This window comes from Pseudoalteromonas sp. J2K-J979 (assembly GCF_058169715.2).
The window spans coordinates 896338-912500 of record NZ_CM200281.1 but is presented as its reverse complement, the minus strand read 5'-3'; the positions used below and the strand labels follow the sequence as shown (position 1 = coordinate 912500).

Below are 16163 nucleotides of genomic sequence, written 5' to 3'. Positions count from 1 at the left end.
GTCTCGTACGCCTGTTTTGCATAGAGAAACGCTTGATTCTGATCTTCAGACAAGAGAGCTTGTTTCGCGTTTTCCAACAAAATGTCGATTGGATTAGGTAAGTGCTTTGATAATATCTCTTTCAATTGAAGTTCAGTTTGCGACCCCGACAACATTTCAACTGGGCCTGCATTTTTTAATAGCACAATTGTGGGCAAAGCCTGTAAACCAATTTGTTGTGCTAATTGAGAAGCTAATGCTTGCTCTGTATCACAATTTAACTTTGCCAATAACAAATGTTCAGGGTAATCGGCGACTACTTTCTCGACCGTTTGGTTATAAACTTGGCATTCAGGGCTTTGAGGTGACCAAAACAACAATGCAACTAACTTAGTTTGTGATACTTCACCCAAAATGTGTTGAAAATTCTCTGCCGTCAAATCTAGGATATTACTCATTATTGCTTGCCAATTATTCGATTATGTTTTGTTATATGGTGATGAAGCAATTTTTTACAAGATAAAAATTGCCCCTAAATTAATAATAAGGATGTTAAATGTCTAAAGTTTCTTTTGTATTTTTACTCTTATCGACTCTGTTGAACGCAAAAGAACCGGAGTTGATTATCAATTCAGACATGCCTTATTTAGAGAGTTTATATTTAGATCTTCATCAGCACCCTGAATTATCTTATCGAGAAAAAGAAACGTCACATCGCCTAGGAAAAGAGCTCGCTCAGTTAGGCTTTACAGTAACAAAAAATATTGGAGGCTTTGGTGTAGTTGCGTTACTTAAAAATGGTGAAGGACCTACCCTCATGATCCGAACTGACACTGACGCTCTTCCAATCACTGAACAAACAGGAAAGCCCTACGCTTCAAAAGTACGGACTATCGATTTGCAAAATAATGAAGTTGGAGTAATGCATGGATGCGGTCATGATATTCATATGACTAGCTTTATTGGTACTGCTCGAAAACTTGTCAATGAGCAATCTCAATGGAAAGGCACGCTGATGATGGTTGCCCAACCAGCAGAAGAAGTCGGAGCGGGTGCCAAAGCAATGTTACAAGAAGGGTTATTCTCTGAGTTTGCATTACCCGATGCCGTTTTAGGGCTTCATGTTAGCGCAGATCTTGAGTCTGGAAAAGTCGCGGTGCCCAATGACTATGCCCTTGCTAGTGTTGATTCTGTTGATATCATTGTCAAAGGGAAAGGCGGACATGGTGCGTATCCACATACAACAATAGATCCTATCGTGTTAGCTTCGCGAATCGTTCTTGCTCTGCAAACCATTACCAGTCGCGAGGTTACACCATTAGAGCCTTCGGTTTTAACTATTGGATCCATTCATGGGGGAACAAAACATAATATCATTTCTGATGAAGTGAAATTGCAACTCACACTTCGTTCTTATAACTCAGAGGTACGCGATCAGCAAATAGCTGCAATCAAGCGCTTAACAGCAGGCATTGCACTGAGTGCGGGCCTTGATGACTCATATTATCCGCAAGTTATTGTACATGAAGAAGAATCTATCCCATCAACTATAAATCATACTAAATTGGCACAATATATTAAGAGCAGTATTTCTATCGAGCTCGGCCAAGCTAATGTGATAACAGCTGATCCTGTAATGGCTGGTGAAGACTTTGGACTTTATGGTCGGACCAAGCACCAAATCCCTATCACCCTCTTTTGGCTCGGCAGCGTTGAACCTTCTCGATACAAAAACGCAAAGAGCAATAATGAAACCCTTCCATCTTTGCATTCAAGTTTATATGCACCCGATTATTCAAAAACTATTGAAACAGGTGTCAGAGCCATGAGTGCAGCCGCTTTACACTTATTCAACTTACCTGATGATAAACGCATCAAATGAATATGTAGGAGTTTTGAATACCCATAATCATTTAGATGTTACTTATTGCCCGACGCTTTTCGCTTTCTTTTAAATCGACGAGTCGGTGTGGGCCCTTTAATATATTTAAAAGCACTGGCATCACAGCTCGATGACAAAGAGATAAGTTGATTGAGTTGTTCCAACAAAGGTTGCATAAACCCTTGGTAGCTTTGTTCTTTTCGAGATATTGCAGCCAAACCAGCTTCCCATTTAGCTGTTAAATCAGGTCGGGTAATCAAGTCTGGCAACATTTCAATCAGGCTTCTACCTGCAATCGTTGATACTATCTTTTTACCTTCCCGTTTTAAAAAATCACGCCTAAAAAGTAATTCAATAATCCCAGCTCGTGTTGCTTCTGTACCTAGGCCATCCGTCTCTTTGAGTATTTTTTTGATGCTGGGATCTGTGACAAACCTGCTAATTCCTGTCATCGCACTTAATAAGCTCGCATCATTAAAATACGCTGGAGGCTGAGTGTACTTCTCCAGCAGGTCACCAAATGGACAGTGCAACCGCTGACCTAAAGTCAATGACGGTAAAAGCGGCTCAATTTTGGACTCCCCTTTACCTAAAAGAATTTTAAAACCTTGTTGCAGTTCTTCTTTGGCTGTAGCGCTAAACTTTCCTCCCGCTATCTCCACTTCGACTTTTGTTTCATTGAAAATGTAAGGTGGGTAAAATTGGATTAAATAATGCCGTGCAATTAACTGGTAAAGTTTTAATTCATCTTTATCAAGGCTGCTCACAGGCAACTTTTTACTGGTGGGGATGATTGCATGGTGCGCTTCAACCTTTGAGTCATTCCAACATTTAGAACGAATCGATAAGTCAGCTTGTTGGATAAGTGAGTCTGATTGGCCCTTATTGTGTTTAATAGCATCAAGCACTTGCTCAGCCTCAGCAAAATGCTCGGTTGGTAAATAACGATTATCTGAACGTGGATAAGTGATCGCTTTATGTTTTTCATATAAATTTTGGCACACATTTAATACAACTTGCGCAGACATGCCATATACTTTGGCGGCATCAATCTGCAATGACGACAAGTTATAGGGCAATGGTGATGTGTGGCGTTTTTCTTTTTGAGAAAGTTTAGTGACTAATGCTGATTGGTTCTCAATTCTTTTAACTACATTTTCAGCTAATGCCTTTAACAAAATTCGTCCATCTTCATCTTGATAAGGCTCGCATGCGGCACTTGGTTGCCATTTAGCGGTAAAATCTTCTGCTTTATCAGTTTTTAAATGCGCATGTACTTCATAAAAGGGCTTTGCAATAAAGTTTTCAATTTCAAGATCTCGACGCACTACCAACCCTAAAATCGGTGTTTGTACTCTTCCTACTGATAAAACGCGGTGGCTGCCAGCCTGCTGGCCAGCTAAAGTATACGCACGAGTAAGATTCATACCAAAGAGCCAGTCCGCACGAGACCGTGCTAAAGCAGACACAGACAGAGGAACAAAGTCGATATTTCTATTTTGATTGAACAATGATTTCTTCACTGCAGAGGGGTTCAAGTCACTGACTAATAAACGCTGAACAGATGCTTTTTTTTGTTCATTAACGCCAACAAAATCAATTACCTCATCTACTAACAACTGCCCTTCTCTATCAGGATCTCCTGCATGAATTAGCTCATCAGCTTGTAAAATCAACTTTTTGAGAATATTAAACTGCTTTTTAGTTTTTGGTTTTACACTGAGTTGCCATTTTAACGGGATGATTGGCAAATCATTAAGCTGCCACTTTTTAAATCTAGGATCATAACTGTCAGGTTCTGCTTGTTCTAACAAATGCCCGATACACCAAGAGACAACATCGCCATTGCTGGCTTTAATAAAGCCTTCCCCTTTTTGTAGAGGTTTCGGGAGTACATCAGCTATCGCACGTCCTAATGAAGGCTTTTCTGCAATATAGAGTTTCATACTCAAAATTTACAACTGTATATAATAACAGTAATGATAATTCTGAAAGTGCTAATTAGCTAGTTGTTTTTGCTTACCTATAATAAAACCAAAAACCAAAGGTGCAAAACATAACGCTACGACAAGGGTGTTTGAAAGAGGGATGATCGTTTTATATATCGAGTCTATCACTTCGTATTCTAGAAAATGCTTATCCACTATTTTAAAAAGCTGTATGAGTATAACAGGGATAAAAACTAATTGAGCAGTGACTGATAGTCTTAGTGAAATTCTATCCTTAATACCTAAGATTGCGATAGCACTCATCCAAATAATATCGTTGAAAGCCCAAAAAAAATAACGATAAAATTTTGCTGTATCATACTCATATAGGAATGGAGTAATGATAAAACTTATTAAAAAAGAGACGAATGTTACAGCAGAAAACCAACAACCTGATTTAAGTTTAAATTTAAAGGACAGAACGAATGCAGCCAAAACTAGTAATAGCTGATAATTTAAAAAAGTTTGTAGGAATATATCATTCATAATTTGGTAAAATGGAAGCTTTCACTTCCATTTCAATTATTTCGACTTAGGTGGTTCTTTTGGTGGATCATCGCTTCCACCACCACTGCCTGGCATATAAGTATATTTATCAATTCTTTTCATTTCATTTATCCTTAAATAAAACTAAGACAATTACTTAGCGTTTGCAGTAAATCGTCTTTTATGAAAAAAATCAACCGTAAATTTACTTTTGTACCTCAATCGGATCAGACTCTTTCGCTTTACCTTGCATAATTGAAATCTCAACACGGCGATTACGTTTGCGCGAATCCGTATCTTCATTTGGCACTAACGGCCGAGTATCAGCATGACCTATTACCATCATACGGTTTTTATCGAATCCCCTCACCTTCTGCATTTCGCTTGCTACAGCCACTGAACGTTTCGCTGATAAATCCCAATTATTAAAATATAGTTCATTACTTACTTGATAATCATCTGTGTGGCCAGAAACGGTAATCTCGCCAGGAACATCTTTCAAGAGTTCAGCTATTTGTTGAATAATGGGTTTAAATTGTGGTTGCAAAAAAGCACTTCCAGATGGAAACGAACCATTTTCTCGAATACGAATAATAATTTGCTGACCCAGTGATTCGAGCTCTATTGCCCCATCCATGATTTGCTCTTCAAGCTGTTGCGCTATTTTTTTAACCAGCTCATTAACTTGTTCTTGGTCAGCCGTACTTTCAGCTTGGCTCGATTCATTTTTCGCTGTACTTTGAGATTCACCACCACGCTTATTCCCACGCTGTTCTTGGCGCCCCCCAGCCGAATCTTCATCACCGGCTTGAAACTCCAACATTTGCTGTGTCATCTCAACTGTTTGCTGTTGAATTGTCTCAATAGGCGACGGCTCAGGCTTTCCTGGGCGGAACTCCATAGCGATCACACTTGTGCCTTTTGGAATATCTTTTACCTCAAGCTTATTTTGAACACCAAATGCAAATTTCATCGAGCCCGCTATTTGCTTAAATTTCAGTACATCCATTTCTGACATAGCTAACAACAATACAAAGAAACACATCAGCAATGACATTAAGTCTGCAAACGTCCCCATCCAAGCAGGCAAACCTGGGGGAGGGCATTTGCAATCTTCGGCTTCATCAGACATAACAGCTAACCCTCAGTGTCTATTTGGCGTTTAGATTCTGGTAGGTAATTTTTAAGTATCCCTTCAATTACTTTTGGGTTTTGACCATCTTGAATCCCGAGCACAGCATCTAAAATTAATTTTTGATTTAGTTCTTCTTCGTCTTTGCGCTTTTCTAACTTAGCTTGAATCGGGATCGCGATAACATTGGCCAAGAAGGCCCCATAAAGAGTCGTTAACAAAGCAACCGCCATCGCGGGTCCTATCGCTTTCGGATCATCCATGTTTGATAACATTGCAACCAAACCGATCAGTGTACCAATCATTCCCATTGCTGGAGCTACATCACCCAACGCTTTAAATAAAGTGGCGCCAGCATCATGCCGTGTTGACGTTAATGAAATATCTTTTTGTAGGGTTTCTCGCACGACATCGGCATCATGGCCATCAACCAGCATATCGACCCCTTTTTGCATAAATGCATTTGGTATCTCTGCTTCTTCAAGAGCAAGGAACCCTCCTTTTCTGGCGGAATCAGCTAGCTCAACAGCTTTATCGATGAGCTCTTCAGGCGTCTCAAGCTTAAACATAAACGCTTTTCCAGCCACTTTACCAATTCCAAAAAACTGCCCCATCGTAAAGTTTGATAGCACAACAAATAATGAACCACAAAAAACAATGAGCACAGAAGGAATATCAACGAACATTCCTAAATCGCCACCGAGAATCATTGCCATAACAATAAAGCCGATCGCACCAAGCATTCCTATTAACGTTGCTAAATCCACTGGCCCTCCAAGGGAAATTTTAATTAAAATTGGTAAGTTAGCACTTTAGAGTGCGTATGATAATTTAGTTTTAAGTATCGGCAAAAGGTTTAATAACTTAAGTTCAACTATAGCGCCATTTTTATGATGACGGCAATTTTCAAACAGAGAATCAGCATCGGCACGCAATAATTTAGCGAGACTAAGGCAGATAAATTGAAATAGTTAGAGAATCCCCCTAAAATCCCACCCACTCATACTTAAGCTGAAGTAATACAATGGCCACAAAAAAAGCAGAAAATCTTAGTTTTGAAGACGCTATGGGCGAATTAGGGCACATCGTTTCAGAAATGGAAAATGGGTCTCTTACCCTCGAACAGTCATTAAAACAATTTGAGCGCGGTATTCAGCTTGCCCAAGCATCTTCAGCCAAACTGCAACAAGCAGAACAAAAAGTGAGCATTCTAATGGGCAACTCTACTGAAAGCGATCTCACACCCTTTGACTCTACAGAGCAAAAATAGTGACAATTCAAGACGATTTACAACGCAGCCAATACCTGGTCGAACAAACGTTAACATCCATTTTGTCGATGCAAACTTCTGGTGATGCACAACTCCTTTCTGCAGCACGTTATAGCCTGTTCAATGGTGGCAAACGTCTCAGGCCACATCTAGTATTTTTAACAGGGCAAATGCTTGGTGCTGACCAGCTTGCTTTACAAAAAGTGGCTGCTGCTATTGAATGTATTCATAGTTATTCCTTGGTACATGATGATCTTCCTGCTATGGATGATGACGATCTGCGTCGAGGCAAACCGACATGCCACATTGCTTTTGATGAGGCGACCGCTATTTTAGCCGGTGATGCGTTACAAACACTCGCATTTGATATTTTATCTGAACAGCCTCTGGCTCAAGTTGAGGCGCCGACTCAACTTAAAATTATTTCCGAACTAGCCAAAGCCTCTGGACTAATGGGCATGTGTGGTGGGCAAGCACTTGATTTATCAGCAACGAATAAATCCATCACAGTATCAGAACTCGAACAAATTCATAAACTGAAGACTGGTGCACTGTTAGTATCCGCCATTACGATGGGCGCATTATGTGCCAAAGGAACGTCACAAGACACCTTAAATCACTTAGCTGAGTTTGGTCATAAAATAGGGCTGGCCTTTCAAGTCCATGATGATATTTTGGATATTGAAGGAGATACTGCAACCCTTGGGAAACCGCAAGGCTCTGACATCGAATCAAATAAGTCAACCTACCCTGCATTTATGGGTCTTCAAGGTGCGAAAGACTTAGCGCAATCCTTATATCAAGACGCCCTTGCGTCTCTTGATAAAATTCCAGCAAACACAACGAGACTTGAAGAACTAGCGCATTATATTATTTCTCGAGACCATTAAAGGCCCCAACTCAGGTTATACACGGTAAAAGAACAGAAAAGAAAAAGATTACCGCTTAAATTGATGTATAATCGGGTCAGTAAACAAAGGATAATCAATACCTGTCATGACAATTGATAACAACAACTATCCCTTATTGGGCTTAATTGATGAACCCCCGCAATTACGGGAGTTAGCACAAGATAAATTACCAGCATTGAGTCATGAGTTAAGAGATTACCTCCTAAACTCAGTGTCAAAAAGTAGTGGTCATTTAGCATCAGGTTTGGGCACTGTCGAACTCACCGTTGCATTACACTATGTGTATAACACGCCATTTGATCGTGTTATTTGGGATGTGGGCCACCAAGCATATCCCCATAAAATATTAACAGGCCGCCGTGATTTGATGCACAGCATACGTCAAAAAGATGGCCTCCATCCATTTCCTTATCGCGAAGAAAGCCAATATGACACCTTTAGTGTTGGCCATTCAAGTACATCAATTTCTGCCGCGCTCGGTATGGCCATTGCCGCTAAAAAAGAAGCAAAAAACCGAAAAGTAGTCGCAGTTATTGGTGATGGTGCCGTCACTGCAGGCATGGCATTTGAAGCAATGAATCACGCCGGCGATATCGATGCAGACATGTTAGTGATCCTTAATGACAACGAGATGTCAATTTCAGAAAATGTCGGCGCACTTAATAATCATTTAGCCCGAATTTTATCAGGTAGTTTTTATACCAACATCCGTGAAGGAGGTAAAAAACTGCTTTCAGGTATGCCGCCTGTAAAAGAGCTTGCCAGCAAAATGGAAGAACACTTAAAAGGAATGGTGGTCCCGGGTACTTTTTTTGAAGAGCTCGGGTTTAACTACATTGGTCCAATCGACGGACATGATGTGACTATGCTTTGTGATACTCTGCGTAATATGCGCAACCTTAAAGGGCCTCAATTACTTCATGTGAGGACTCAAAAAGGTAAAGGTTATCAACCAGCAGAAGCGGATCCCATTGGCTACCACGGTGTACCAAAATTTGATCCTTCCGAGCTAAGCCTACCTAAATCAAAGCCGAGTGAGCCAACATTTTCAAAGGTGTTTGGTGATTGGCTATGTGAAATGGCCACCCAAGATGAGAAGCTCATGGCGATTACACCTGCAATGCGTGAAGGTTCAGGCATGGTCAGGTTTTCGAAAGAATTCCCTGAGCAATATTTTGATGTCGCCATCGCTGAACAACATGCAGTGACATTAGCGGCTGGCTTTGCATGTGAAGGACTCAACCCTGTCGTGGCGATCTACTCGAGCTTCTTACAGCGCGCGTATGATCAACTAATCCATGATGTCGCTTTACAAAATTTACCCGTTTTATTCGCAATCGATAGAGCAGGAATAGTTGGGGCTGATGGTGAAACACACCAAGGAGCATACGATTTAAGCTATATGCGCTGTATCCCAAACATGATCATCATGGCTCCGAGCGATACCAATGAATGTCGGAATATGCTTTTTACTGGACACAGGCTAAATCAGCCTGCAGCCGTGCGTTACCCTAGAGGTAGCGCTGGTGAGTTCGACCCGAGCAAAGAAATGGAAAGTATCGAGATAGGAAAAGCGAATGTGGTTCGTAACGGCCAAAATATCGCAATCTTATCTTTTGGTACTTTGCTAAACAATGCTAAATCTGTCGCAGAAAAACTCGATGCAACCCTTGTTGATATGCGTTTTATCAAGCCGATAGATCAAGCACTTCTGACTGAACTTGCAACCAATCACACAGTATTTGTCACTCTCGAAGACAATGCCATTCTTGGTGGTGCAGGTTCTGCAGTTAACGAATTTGTGCTCAAGCATAGGTTAACAATAGAAGTACTCAATCTGGGTATTCCTGATGAGTTTATTAAGCATGGTACACAAGATGAAATGCATGCTGAGATGGGCTTAGATAGCGAAGGTATAGAAGAAGCAATCAAACAATTTTTGAATTAATTACTGTCGCTCACACCACAAAAAAACCTAGTTAACCTCAGATCTGCATAAGAATTAAAGCCGAGTCACTTTTATACTCGGCTTTTTAGTCTGAAAAGTATAGGCAATTAATCCAGCCATTAAATTAACCATAAATGAGATGCAGCTGCGGTGCCTTGTGTGGTCTATTTGAGCCATATTTTTCAGCTGGTCGAAAACTGTTTCAATGATGAAACGCTTTGATAACATCGCTCTATCCCAAGATGATATTGGCTGACGTTTCATATTACTTCGTTGACCTGTAATAAAATCAATGCCTTGCTCAGCAAGTTCCGCTTTTAAGTTTGCAGATACATAACCTTTATCAGCGTATAAACTACCTGTAACATTATCAACCATATCTAATACCGGCTGTCTATCATCAACATTCCCAGCTGTCACTTTTACAGCTAATAAACCCCCTTCATCATTCATGATGAGGTGAAGTTTAAAGCCATAAAACCAGCCCATTGTTCCTTTGCCTCGTTTGGCTTCTCCCGCGAAAACTTGGTGACGAGGAATACGCATGTTGTGACACACCTTGAGAGAAGTGGAATCGATAAATGCAATGCCTGTTGGTTTATCAAAGCGCTGCTTCAGATAGCTACACAGAGCAGGTAACGTGGCCTGAAGTAACTTCAACATACGTGTATAACTGACTAAATCAGGAAAATAATGTCGCCAATACTGACAAACAAATTTGGTGTAGTAAGTTTTAAAATCGCGATAACCTGATTGATGAAAAGCAATTAATATAGTCATCACTTCGCTAGAGGATAGTCGAGATGGCTTAATGCGTTGCTTTTCACCTGATTCTATTAGGTGTTTAAGCCATTGAGGTTCAAACAATAAACAAAAATCATCGACATCTACGTAAATTGCATCTAAGTTATTCATGCCCTTGCCTCGGTAATCTTATGTTTCTTGGTCGAAAGATCTGATCACCGCAAGGGCATTTAGTTCCATTTCTTATGTGCAGCTCAGGTTAGTTAATGACTAGGTTTTTTTGTGGCTAAAGTAAAAGTCACTAAATTATACATTCATTGTCCAACGCTCTTGCATCCATAATTGTAGCGTTGCTAAATTACTGGTCAGTAAGTCTGTCAGTTGGGTTTCTATCATTTCACTATCTTCAAATTCAAATGCATCGAGTTGTTCATCAAATGTGAATGTTGCCACCCCATTACGGCCCTTTTCTTTCACTTTATGTAAAGCAAGATCGGCTAAATTAATGGATGTCTCCCAACCTATAATTTGACCCCCAATCAAAGGTAGAGGATAAAATGCCCAACCGAGTGATGAAGTCAACTGGATTGACTTGCCATTTGGTAGCTTAAATTGGTGATCCGAAATAGCCCGGCACAAATTTTTAGCATAATCATCAATTGCATTACGACGCATATCGCGTAACAAAAGTAAGAATTCATCACCACTCCATCGAACCACGTAATCCGAACCTTGAGTTTTACTATTGAGCAAAGTCGCCACTTGCTGTAAACAACTGTCTCCAGAAATCGGGCCAAAAGCATCATTAATCCGGCTAAAATCATCTAAATTGACAATCACTAAGGCCAGCGCTTTTCCCTGATCCTCTAAACTTTGACGATTTCTTTGATAATGCTCGATATCTTTAGGTAATTGGTCAAATAAAAACCGGCGGCTTCTCAAACCTGTCAGTTCATCTGAATGGCTAACCTGTTTAAGTTGGGAGTTAGCTTGATTAAGCTTACTATTTGTCTCTGTGAGCTCATGGGTACGTGCTTCAACAAGTTTCTCGAGTTCAGCTTGTTTTCTTCTCTCTTGAGAACGATAAAGCAAGAAACTGAAATACAATAGCGAAATAAACAAACTCACTATTAACAATCGAAAATAAACCGTTTCATCAAATCGTTTAGCTATTTCAAATGTAAAGCGAGTCTTAACACTATTATTCCATGTCATACTCTGCCGTTTAACTTCTAGCTCAAATGTAAATACACCAGGGGGCAAATTAGTGTAAATCGCCTCTCTGCGCTTATTTGCGACACGCCAAGTATCATCAAAATTGACTAGCTTATAACGAAACTCCAAACTATTTGGCGCATAAAAATCAATCGCAGTATAGTTAATGGTCAAGTCTCGCTGATCAAGTGATAATGTTTCTTGCTGATTATTAACAGGTGTTATCCCCTGATCGGAAGAAATACTTTCAATCATCGGCGACAGTTCTGTCTCACCAAATAATTCGATATTTTTAGGGATCGCCACTAAGCCTTGTAAACTTGGGTACCATAATGATGAACCGGTAGACATGACCGCGCTTTGTCCTTTGCCCGCACAGCATTGGCTCAGCTTGCCATCAAATTTACGATCGAGTGAGTTAATTACCAGCTCGACTTGAACATTTTCAACTTGGCTCGAGAACTGAGATAAGGGCATACGATACACCCCTTTAAGATTACTCACCCATAGCCTATCCATGGCCTGATCATAATAAAGGCTTAAAATTGCACCATATGGTAGACCTTTTGATGCATCAAGTTGATGCCAAACACCTTCAGCTGTTCGGTAAAATAAGCCATCAGTGATTGTTCCTATAAACATAATATTGTTCGGCGCTTCAAGGATACTACTCACATTCGCCCCTTCAAGCGCTAATGATTGCCCGAGTTGCTTTAATCCATTGGCGTTATAGTGATAAGCACCTTTAGTAGTACCAATCCAAACTTCACTTCCCTTATCAATCAAAGAGGTAATGTTCTTACTATTCAATTTTGTGTTATAGATAAACGATTTGAACACCCCATCAAACCCTTGGCGAAATAGACCTCGCTCAGTACCAAACCACAGACCAAATGGACTGGGCTCTATAGCGTTTACACCATTAAAGCGCAGAGCTCGACCAGGCACGCGATTTAATTGACCGTTTTGCCAATAAAACGCACCATTTTTAGAAGTCCCGATGAATAATCGATTTCCTTGAAAGTGCAAGGTACTGACTTTTGCATTACCTAATTTCTCATAGGGGATCTGATTGATAAACTCATTATCTTCATTAAAGTACCCAACACCTGAGCGACTGGCAACCCAAAGCTCACCACGAGCAGAGAGAGTCACGGCTTCAATTTGCTCTTTAATACCTGCAAATGTGCTGTGACGCTCTACCTGTCCTTTATGAGCCTGCCATAAACCATCACTTGAACTACCCAGCCAGATATTATCTTGGCGATCACGAATAATGTCACTAAACCACGTTTGCTCGAGCTCGACAGCGTCAACAGCCTCCCAATCACTCGATGTATCACGGTATAGTAATCGTCCTTCTGTTGAAACCCACAACGCACCATCAGGGTCGCTCATGATTTTGTACGTGGCTTTATTAATCGCGAGAGGTAAGTTTATCGGTCTTAGCTCGTCTTCAACATCCAGTTTGAAGGCACCCGCCTCAGAAGCGAGGAATAAATTTCCTTCAAGCCAGCTTAAATCGGTGACAGGAGTTTGAGCTAAACTTTCGGGGAGGCTTATGGTGGCAGAAATCTCAAGTTTTATCGCCGATTTAGAACTAAGCTGATAAGACAGCCTCAATAATGTTCGATCATTGACCAGCCATATCCCATCAGGAGACAGCGCCATTTTGCTGACAGAGCCAATAATTCGGCTAATTCGGTGTTGTCCACGGGATTTGTTTGTATTAGGCCAACCCATTGTCTGATTATTATCAAGCAATTGATTGAGCGGCATAAACACATCATTGAAATAAAAATATAGCCCGTTGGCTGCAATCCAGATCCGCCCTTCATCATCGGCCAATAAATCATGGACTGCACCTTTCACATTGTATTGAGTGAATTCAAACGTCTCTGGATTAAGCCGAACTAAGCCTAACTTAGTTCCAATCCACAGAAAGCCTTGCTGATCTAACAAGAGCTTTGTAATGGAGTTACTTTGTAAAAAGTCCGAATTTGAAGTGCTGAAATTACTAAAATTCATGCCATCAAATCGACTGAGGCCAAACTGAGTCCCAACCCAAATATAACCCTGCCTGTCCTGAACAATGCTGGTTACTGACTGAGATGCTAGACCGTCACTTGTACTCCACTGCTTAACGACATAATCATTAATTGCGACAGCGGAGCTTGCAAATACACATAAGCAAATAAAAATAAGCAGTCTAAGCACATTCGACTCTTTTAGATTAAATAACCAACTTTAAATAAGGCTTGGATAATAATTAATGAAAAAATACCTGCAAGTACATCATCAATCATAATGCCAAAACCACCCTTCACCTTTTTATCAAGTAACTTGATAGGCCAAGGTTTTAAGATATCAAAAAATCTAAATAACACAAAACCCACAAGTAAGGACTGCCAACTAATTGCAGCGCCTATCATGGTAATGTAAAAACCAGCAATTTCATCCCAAACAATCGCTGGGTGATCATGTACTTGCACATCACTTGCGGTTTTTGCGCACAACCACACACCCACGACACTGATAAAAAGTGCTAATCCAATTTGTACCATCCAGCCAGCATGAGCCGTAGCAAAAATAAATGGCAAAGCCGCCAATGTTCCAAATGTACCCGGCGCTTTTGGCGCCAAGCCTAAACCAAAACCTAACGCCAAAAATTGATGAGGTTTTTTTAGGTTAAATGCTATTTTTTGCTGCAAAATTATTCCTCAGCGAAATGCTGGTAACCTTGACCAACAAAAACAAATTTTTCACCTTGATTGAGCAACTCTATATGTCCGTCAGAGCCTTTAATTTGACCAATACACACAGCTTCAACACCATATTGACGTAAGCTCAAATCAAGCATGCCTTTTTTATCTTCAGGCACAGTAAATAACAGCTCATAGTCATCACCATAGGCGAGTAGAAATGGCCAACGTTCGTCTACTGAAAGCGACTCAGCTAAAGCCTGCGAGACAGGTATTTTATCGACATTAATAGTCGCACCCACCATAGACATCGCCAAAATATGCTTTAGATCGGCAAGTAGACCATCTGAAATATCAATGCAAGATGATGCAAGGTTACGCAATACTTGGCCTGCTGCAACCCGAGGGTTCGGGTATTCAAAACGTTGTTTAAGTTTAGCTAAGTTTTCCGGGCGTACATCAAAGCGACCTTTATGCGCCTCAATAGCAAGACCCGCATCCCCTAATGGCCCAGATAGGTATATCCAATCACCATTTTTTGCACCTGAGCGAGTTAATGCTTTATCTTTTGGCACAGTCCCTTTAGCACAAATGCTAATCGTCAAAGGCCCTTGTGTGGTATCACCACCGATAATTTGTACATTAAAATACTCCGCTATTTCATGCATGCCAGCTGTAAACTCTTCCAACCAGTCAATATCTGCATGAGGAAGTGTCAGCGCTAAAGAGATCCAAGCAGGTTCTGCCCCCATTGCAGCCAAATCACTTAAATTAACTGCGAGTGCTCGATGCCCTAGCGCTCTTGGTGACATATCTTTGAAAAAGTGAACACCCTCAACAAGCGTATCCGTTGTGACGACTAATTGGCAATTTTCAGGCACATTCATCACAGCTGCATCATCACCAATACCTAACTTAACATCCTTGCGAGTGATGCCTCGGCCTTTGAAATATCGGCTTATTAATTCAAATTCACGCATACACAAAAAAGCCGGGCTAAGCCGGCTCCCTCTATTTAATTAAGCTCTAAGCTCTTTAACTGCCTTATCTAAGACACCATTGACGAACTTATGGCTATCTTCAGCACCAAACATCTTAGCTAACTCAATTCCCTCATTAATCGCAACTTTATAAGGGACATCTTCGCGGAATTTCAGCTCATATGCTGATAAACGCAAAATCGCTTTTTCCACAAAATCAATGTCTTCATAAGGGCGGGCTAAATGAGGAGCGAGAATTTCGTCTAGCACTTTATGCTGAACAGCGACACCACATGCTAAATCTTTAAAATACTCAACATCAACTTTAGTGATGTCATTTTCAAGTAGCATCTGCTGTTCAATATTTGAAATATTGTTACCACTTACTTGCCATGAATAGATAGCTTGAAGTGCTAAAATACGGGCTTTACGCCTTGCTGCAGGTTTCACGTCAAATCCTTAAATTTGGTCAAGAACATTTACCATTTCAAGTGCACCAAGGGCAGCTTCACCACCTTTGTTACCCATTTTGGTACCTGCTCGTTCAATTGCTTGCTCAATACTTTCAGTGGTTAATACACCAAAAGCCACTGGGATATCATACTCAAGTGAGACTTGAGCTAACCCTTTATTTGATTCACCAGCAACAAGATCAAAGTGCGGCGTACCACCTCGGATCACCACGCCAAGCGCAATAATCGCATCATATTCTTTTTTAGCTGCAACACGTTTCGCAACGAGTGGCAATTCTACGGCACCGGGCACATAGACAACGGTAATATCGTCATCATTCACACCACCAGTACGTTTTAACGTATCTACTGCGCCTTCTAGTAAGCTACTACCAATAAAGCTATTAAAACGAGAGATGACAATGGCAAATTTTTTGCCAGTTGCATTCATGTTACCTTCAATAATTTTCATCC

14 protein-coding genes (1 of these 14 running past the window's edge) are annotated in these 16163 nt (G+C 40.7%); 4 read left to right on the top strand and 10 right to left on the bottom strand.

The window, feature by feature from the left end; all coding sequences use genetic code 11:
- Nucleotides 1-437, bottom strand: the 5' portion of a protein-coding gene (locus AC3KVK_RS04320) for a tetratricopeptide repeat protein (RefSeq protein ID WP_490313740.1). It extends 421 nt beyond the left edge of the window; 437 of the gene's 858 nt are visible here — the first part of the coding sequence; the start codon lies at nt 435-437; the stop codon falls past the left edge of the window.
- Between the two features lie 98 nt (nt 438-535).
- Here AC3KVK_RS04320 and AC3KVK_RS04315 point away from each other — a divergent pair, with 98 nt between their 5' ends.
- Entirely contained in the window at nt 536-1861 is a 1326-nt protein-coding gene (locus AC3KVK_RS04315; RefSeq protein ID WP_490313739.1) for a M20 metallopeptidase family protein, read from the top strand.
- A gap of 38 nt (nt 1862-1899) precedes the next feature.
- Here AC3KVK_RS04315 and AC3KVK_RS04310 read toward each other — a convergent pair whose 3' ends face one another.
- The 3 genes from AC3KVK_RS04310 to pomA form a co-directional block, all read right to left on the bottom strand.
- Nucleotides 1900-3807 (bottom strand): DNA topoisomerase III, encoded by a 1908-nt coding sequence (locus AC3KVK_RS04310; RefSeq protein WP_490313738.1) that lies wholly within the window; start codon nt 3805-3807, stop codon nt 1900-1902.
- Nucleotides 3808-4540: 733 nt separating this feature from the next.
- Entirely contained in the window at nt 4541-5467 is a 927-nt protein-coding gene (locus AC3KVK_RS04305) for a flagellar motor protein MotB (protein WP_490313737.1), read from the bottom strand.
- A 5-nt stretch (nt 5468-5472) separates the two neighbouring features.
- Complete coding sequence (gene pomA, locus AC3KVK_RS04300) at nt 5473-6234, bottom strand: flagellar motor protein PomA (protein WP_086744476.1); 762 nt, start codon at nt 6232-6234, stop codon at nt 5473-5475.
- A gap of 257 nt (nt 6235-6491) precedes the next feature.
- On the opposite strand from pomA, the gene AC3KVK_RS04295 reads away from it, so the two are divergent.
- From AC3KVK_RS04295 to dxs, 3 genes are all read left to right on the top strand, one after another.
- Nucleotides 6492-6737 carry an exodeoxyribonuclease VII small subunit gene (locus tag AC3KVK_RS04295; protein WP_490313736.1) on the top strand — a complete coding sequence of 82 codons (246 nt, stop codon included), beginning with the start codon at nt 6492-6494 and terminating at the stop codon, nt 6735-6737.
- Nucleotides 6737-7627, top strand: coding sequence for a (2E,6E)-farnesyl diphosphate synthase (gene ispA, locus AC3KVK_RS04290; protein WP_490313735.1), 891 nt, complete (start codon nt 6737-6739; stop codon nt 7625-7627). Before AC3KVK_RS04295 ends, ispA begins: the two co-directional genes overlap by 1 nt.
- Nucleotides 7628-7733: 106 nt before the next feature.
- Nucleotides 7734-9596, top strand: a complete 1863-nt coding sequence (gene dxs, locus AC3KVK_RS04285; protein ID WP_490313734.1) for a 1-deoxy-D-xylulose-5-phosphate synthase — start codon at nt 7734-7736, stop codon at nt 9594-9596.
- Nucleotides 9597-9650: 54 nt separating this feature from the next.
- Here the strand turns inward: dxs and AC3KVK_RS04280 are convergent, their stop codons facing one another.
- The 6 genes from AC3KVK_RS04280 to ribH all read right to left on the bottom strand — a co-directional run bounded on the left by AC3KVK_RS04280 (nt 9651) and on the right by ribH (nt 16161).
- Complete coding sequence (locus tag AC3KVK_RS04280) at nt 9651-10511, bottom strand: IS982 family transposase (RefSeq protein ID WP_248532008.1); 861 nt, start codon at nt 10509-10511, stop codon at nt 9651-9653.
- A 135-nt stretch (nt 10512-10646) separates the two neighbouring features.
- Entirely contained in the window at nt 10647-13763 is a 3117-nt protein-coding gene (locus tag AC3KVK_RS04275) for a diguanylate cyclase domain-containing protein (RefSeq protein WP_490310973.1), read from the bottom strand.
- 20 nt (nt 13764-13783) lie between these two features.
- On the bottom strand, nt 13784-14272 hold the full coding sequence (locus tag AC3KVK_RS04270; protein WP_490310972.1) for a phosphatidylglycerophosphatase A family protein: 489 nt from the start codon (nt 14270-14272) through the stop codon (nt 13784-13786).
- A complete protein-coding gene (gene thiL / locus AC3KVK_RS04265; protein WP_490310960.1) occupies nt 14269-15237 on the bottom strand; it encodes a thiamine-phosphate kinase in 969 nt (322 codons plus the stop codon). Before thiL ends, AC3KVK_RS04270 begins: the two co-directional genes overlap by 4 nt.
- A 39-nt stretch (nt 15238-15276) precedes the next feature.
- On the bottom strand, nt 15277-15687 hold the full coding sequence (gene nusB / locus AC3KVK_RS04260) for a transcription antitermination factor NusB (protein WP_086744469.1): 411 nt from the start codon (nt 15685-15687) through the stop codon (nt 15277-15279).
- Nucleotides 15688-15696: 9 nt separating this feature from the next.
- On the bottom strand, nt 15697-16161 hold the full coding sequence (gene ribH / locus AC3KVK_RS04255; protein ID WP_086744468.1) for a 6,7-dimethyl-8-ribityllumazine synthase: 465 nt from the start codon (nt 16159-16161) through the stop codon (nt 15697-15699).
- Between the last annotated feature and the right edge of the window lie 2 nt (nt 16162-16163).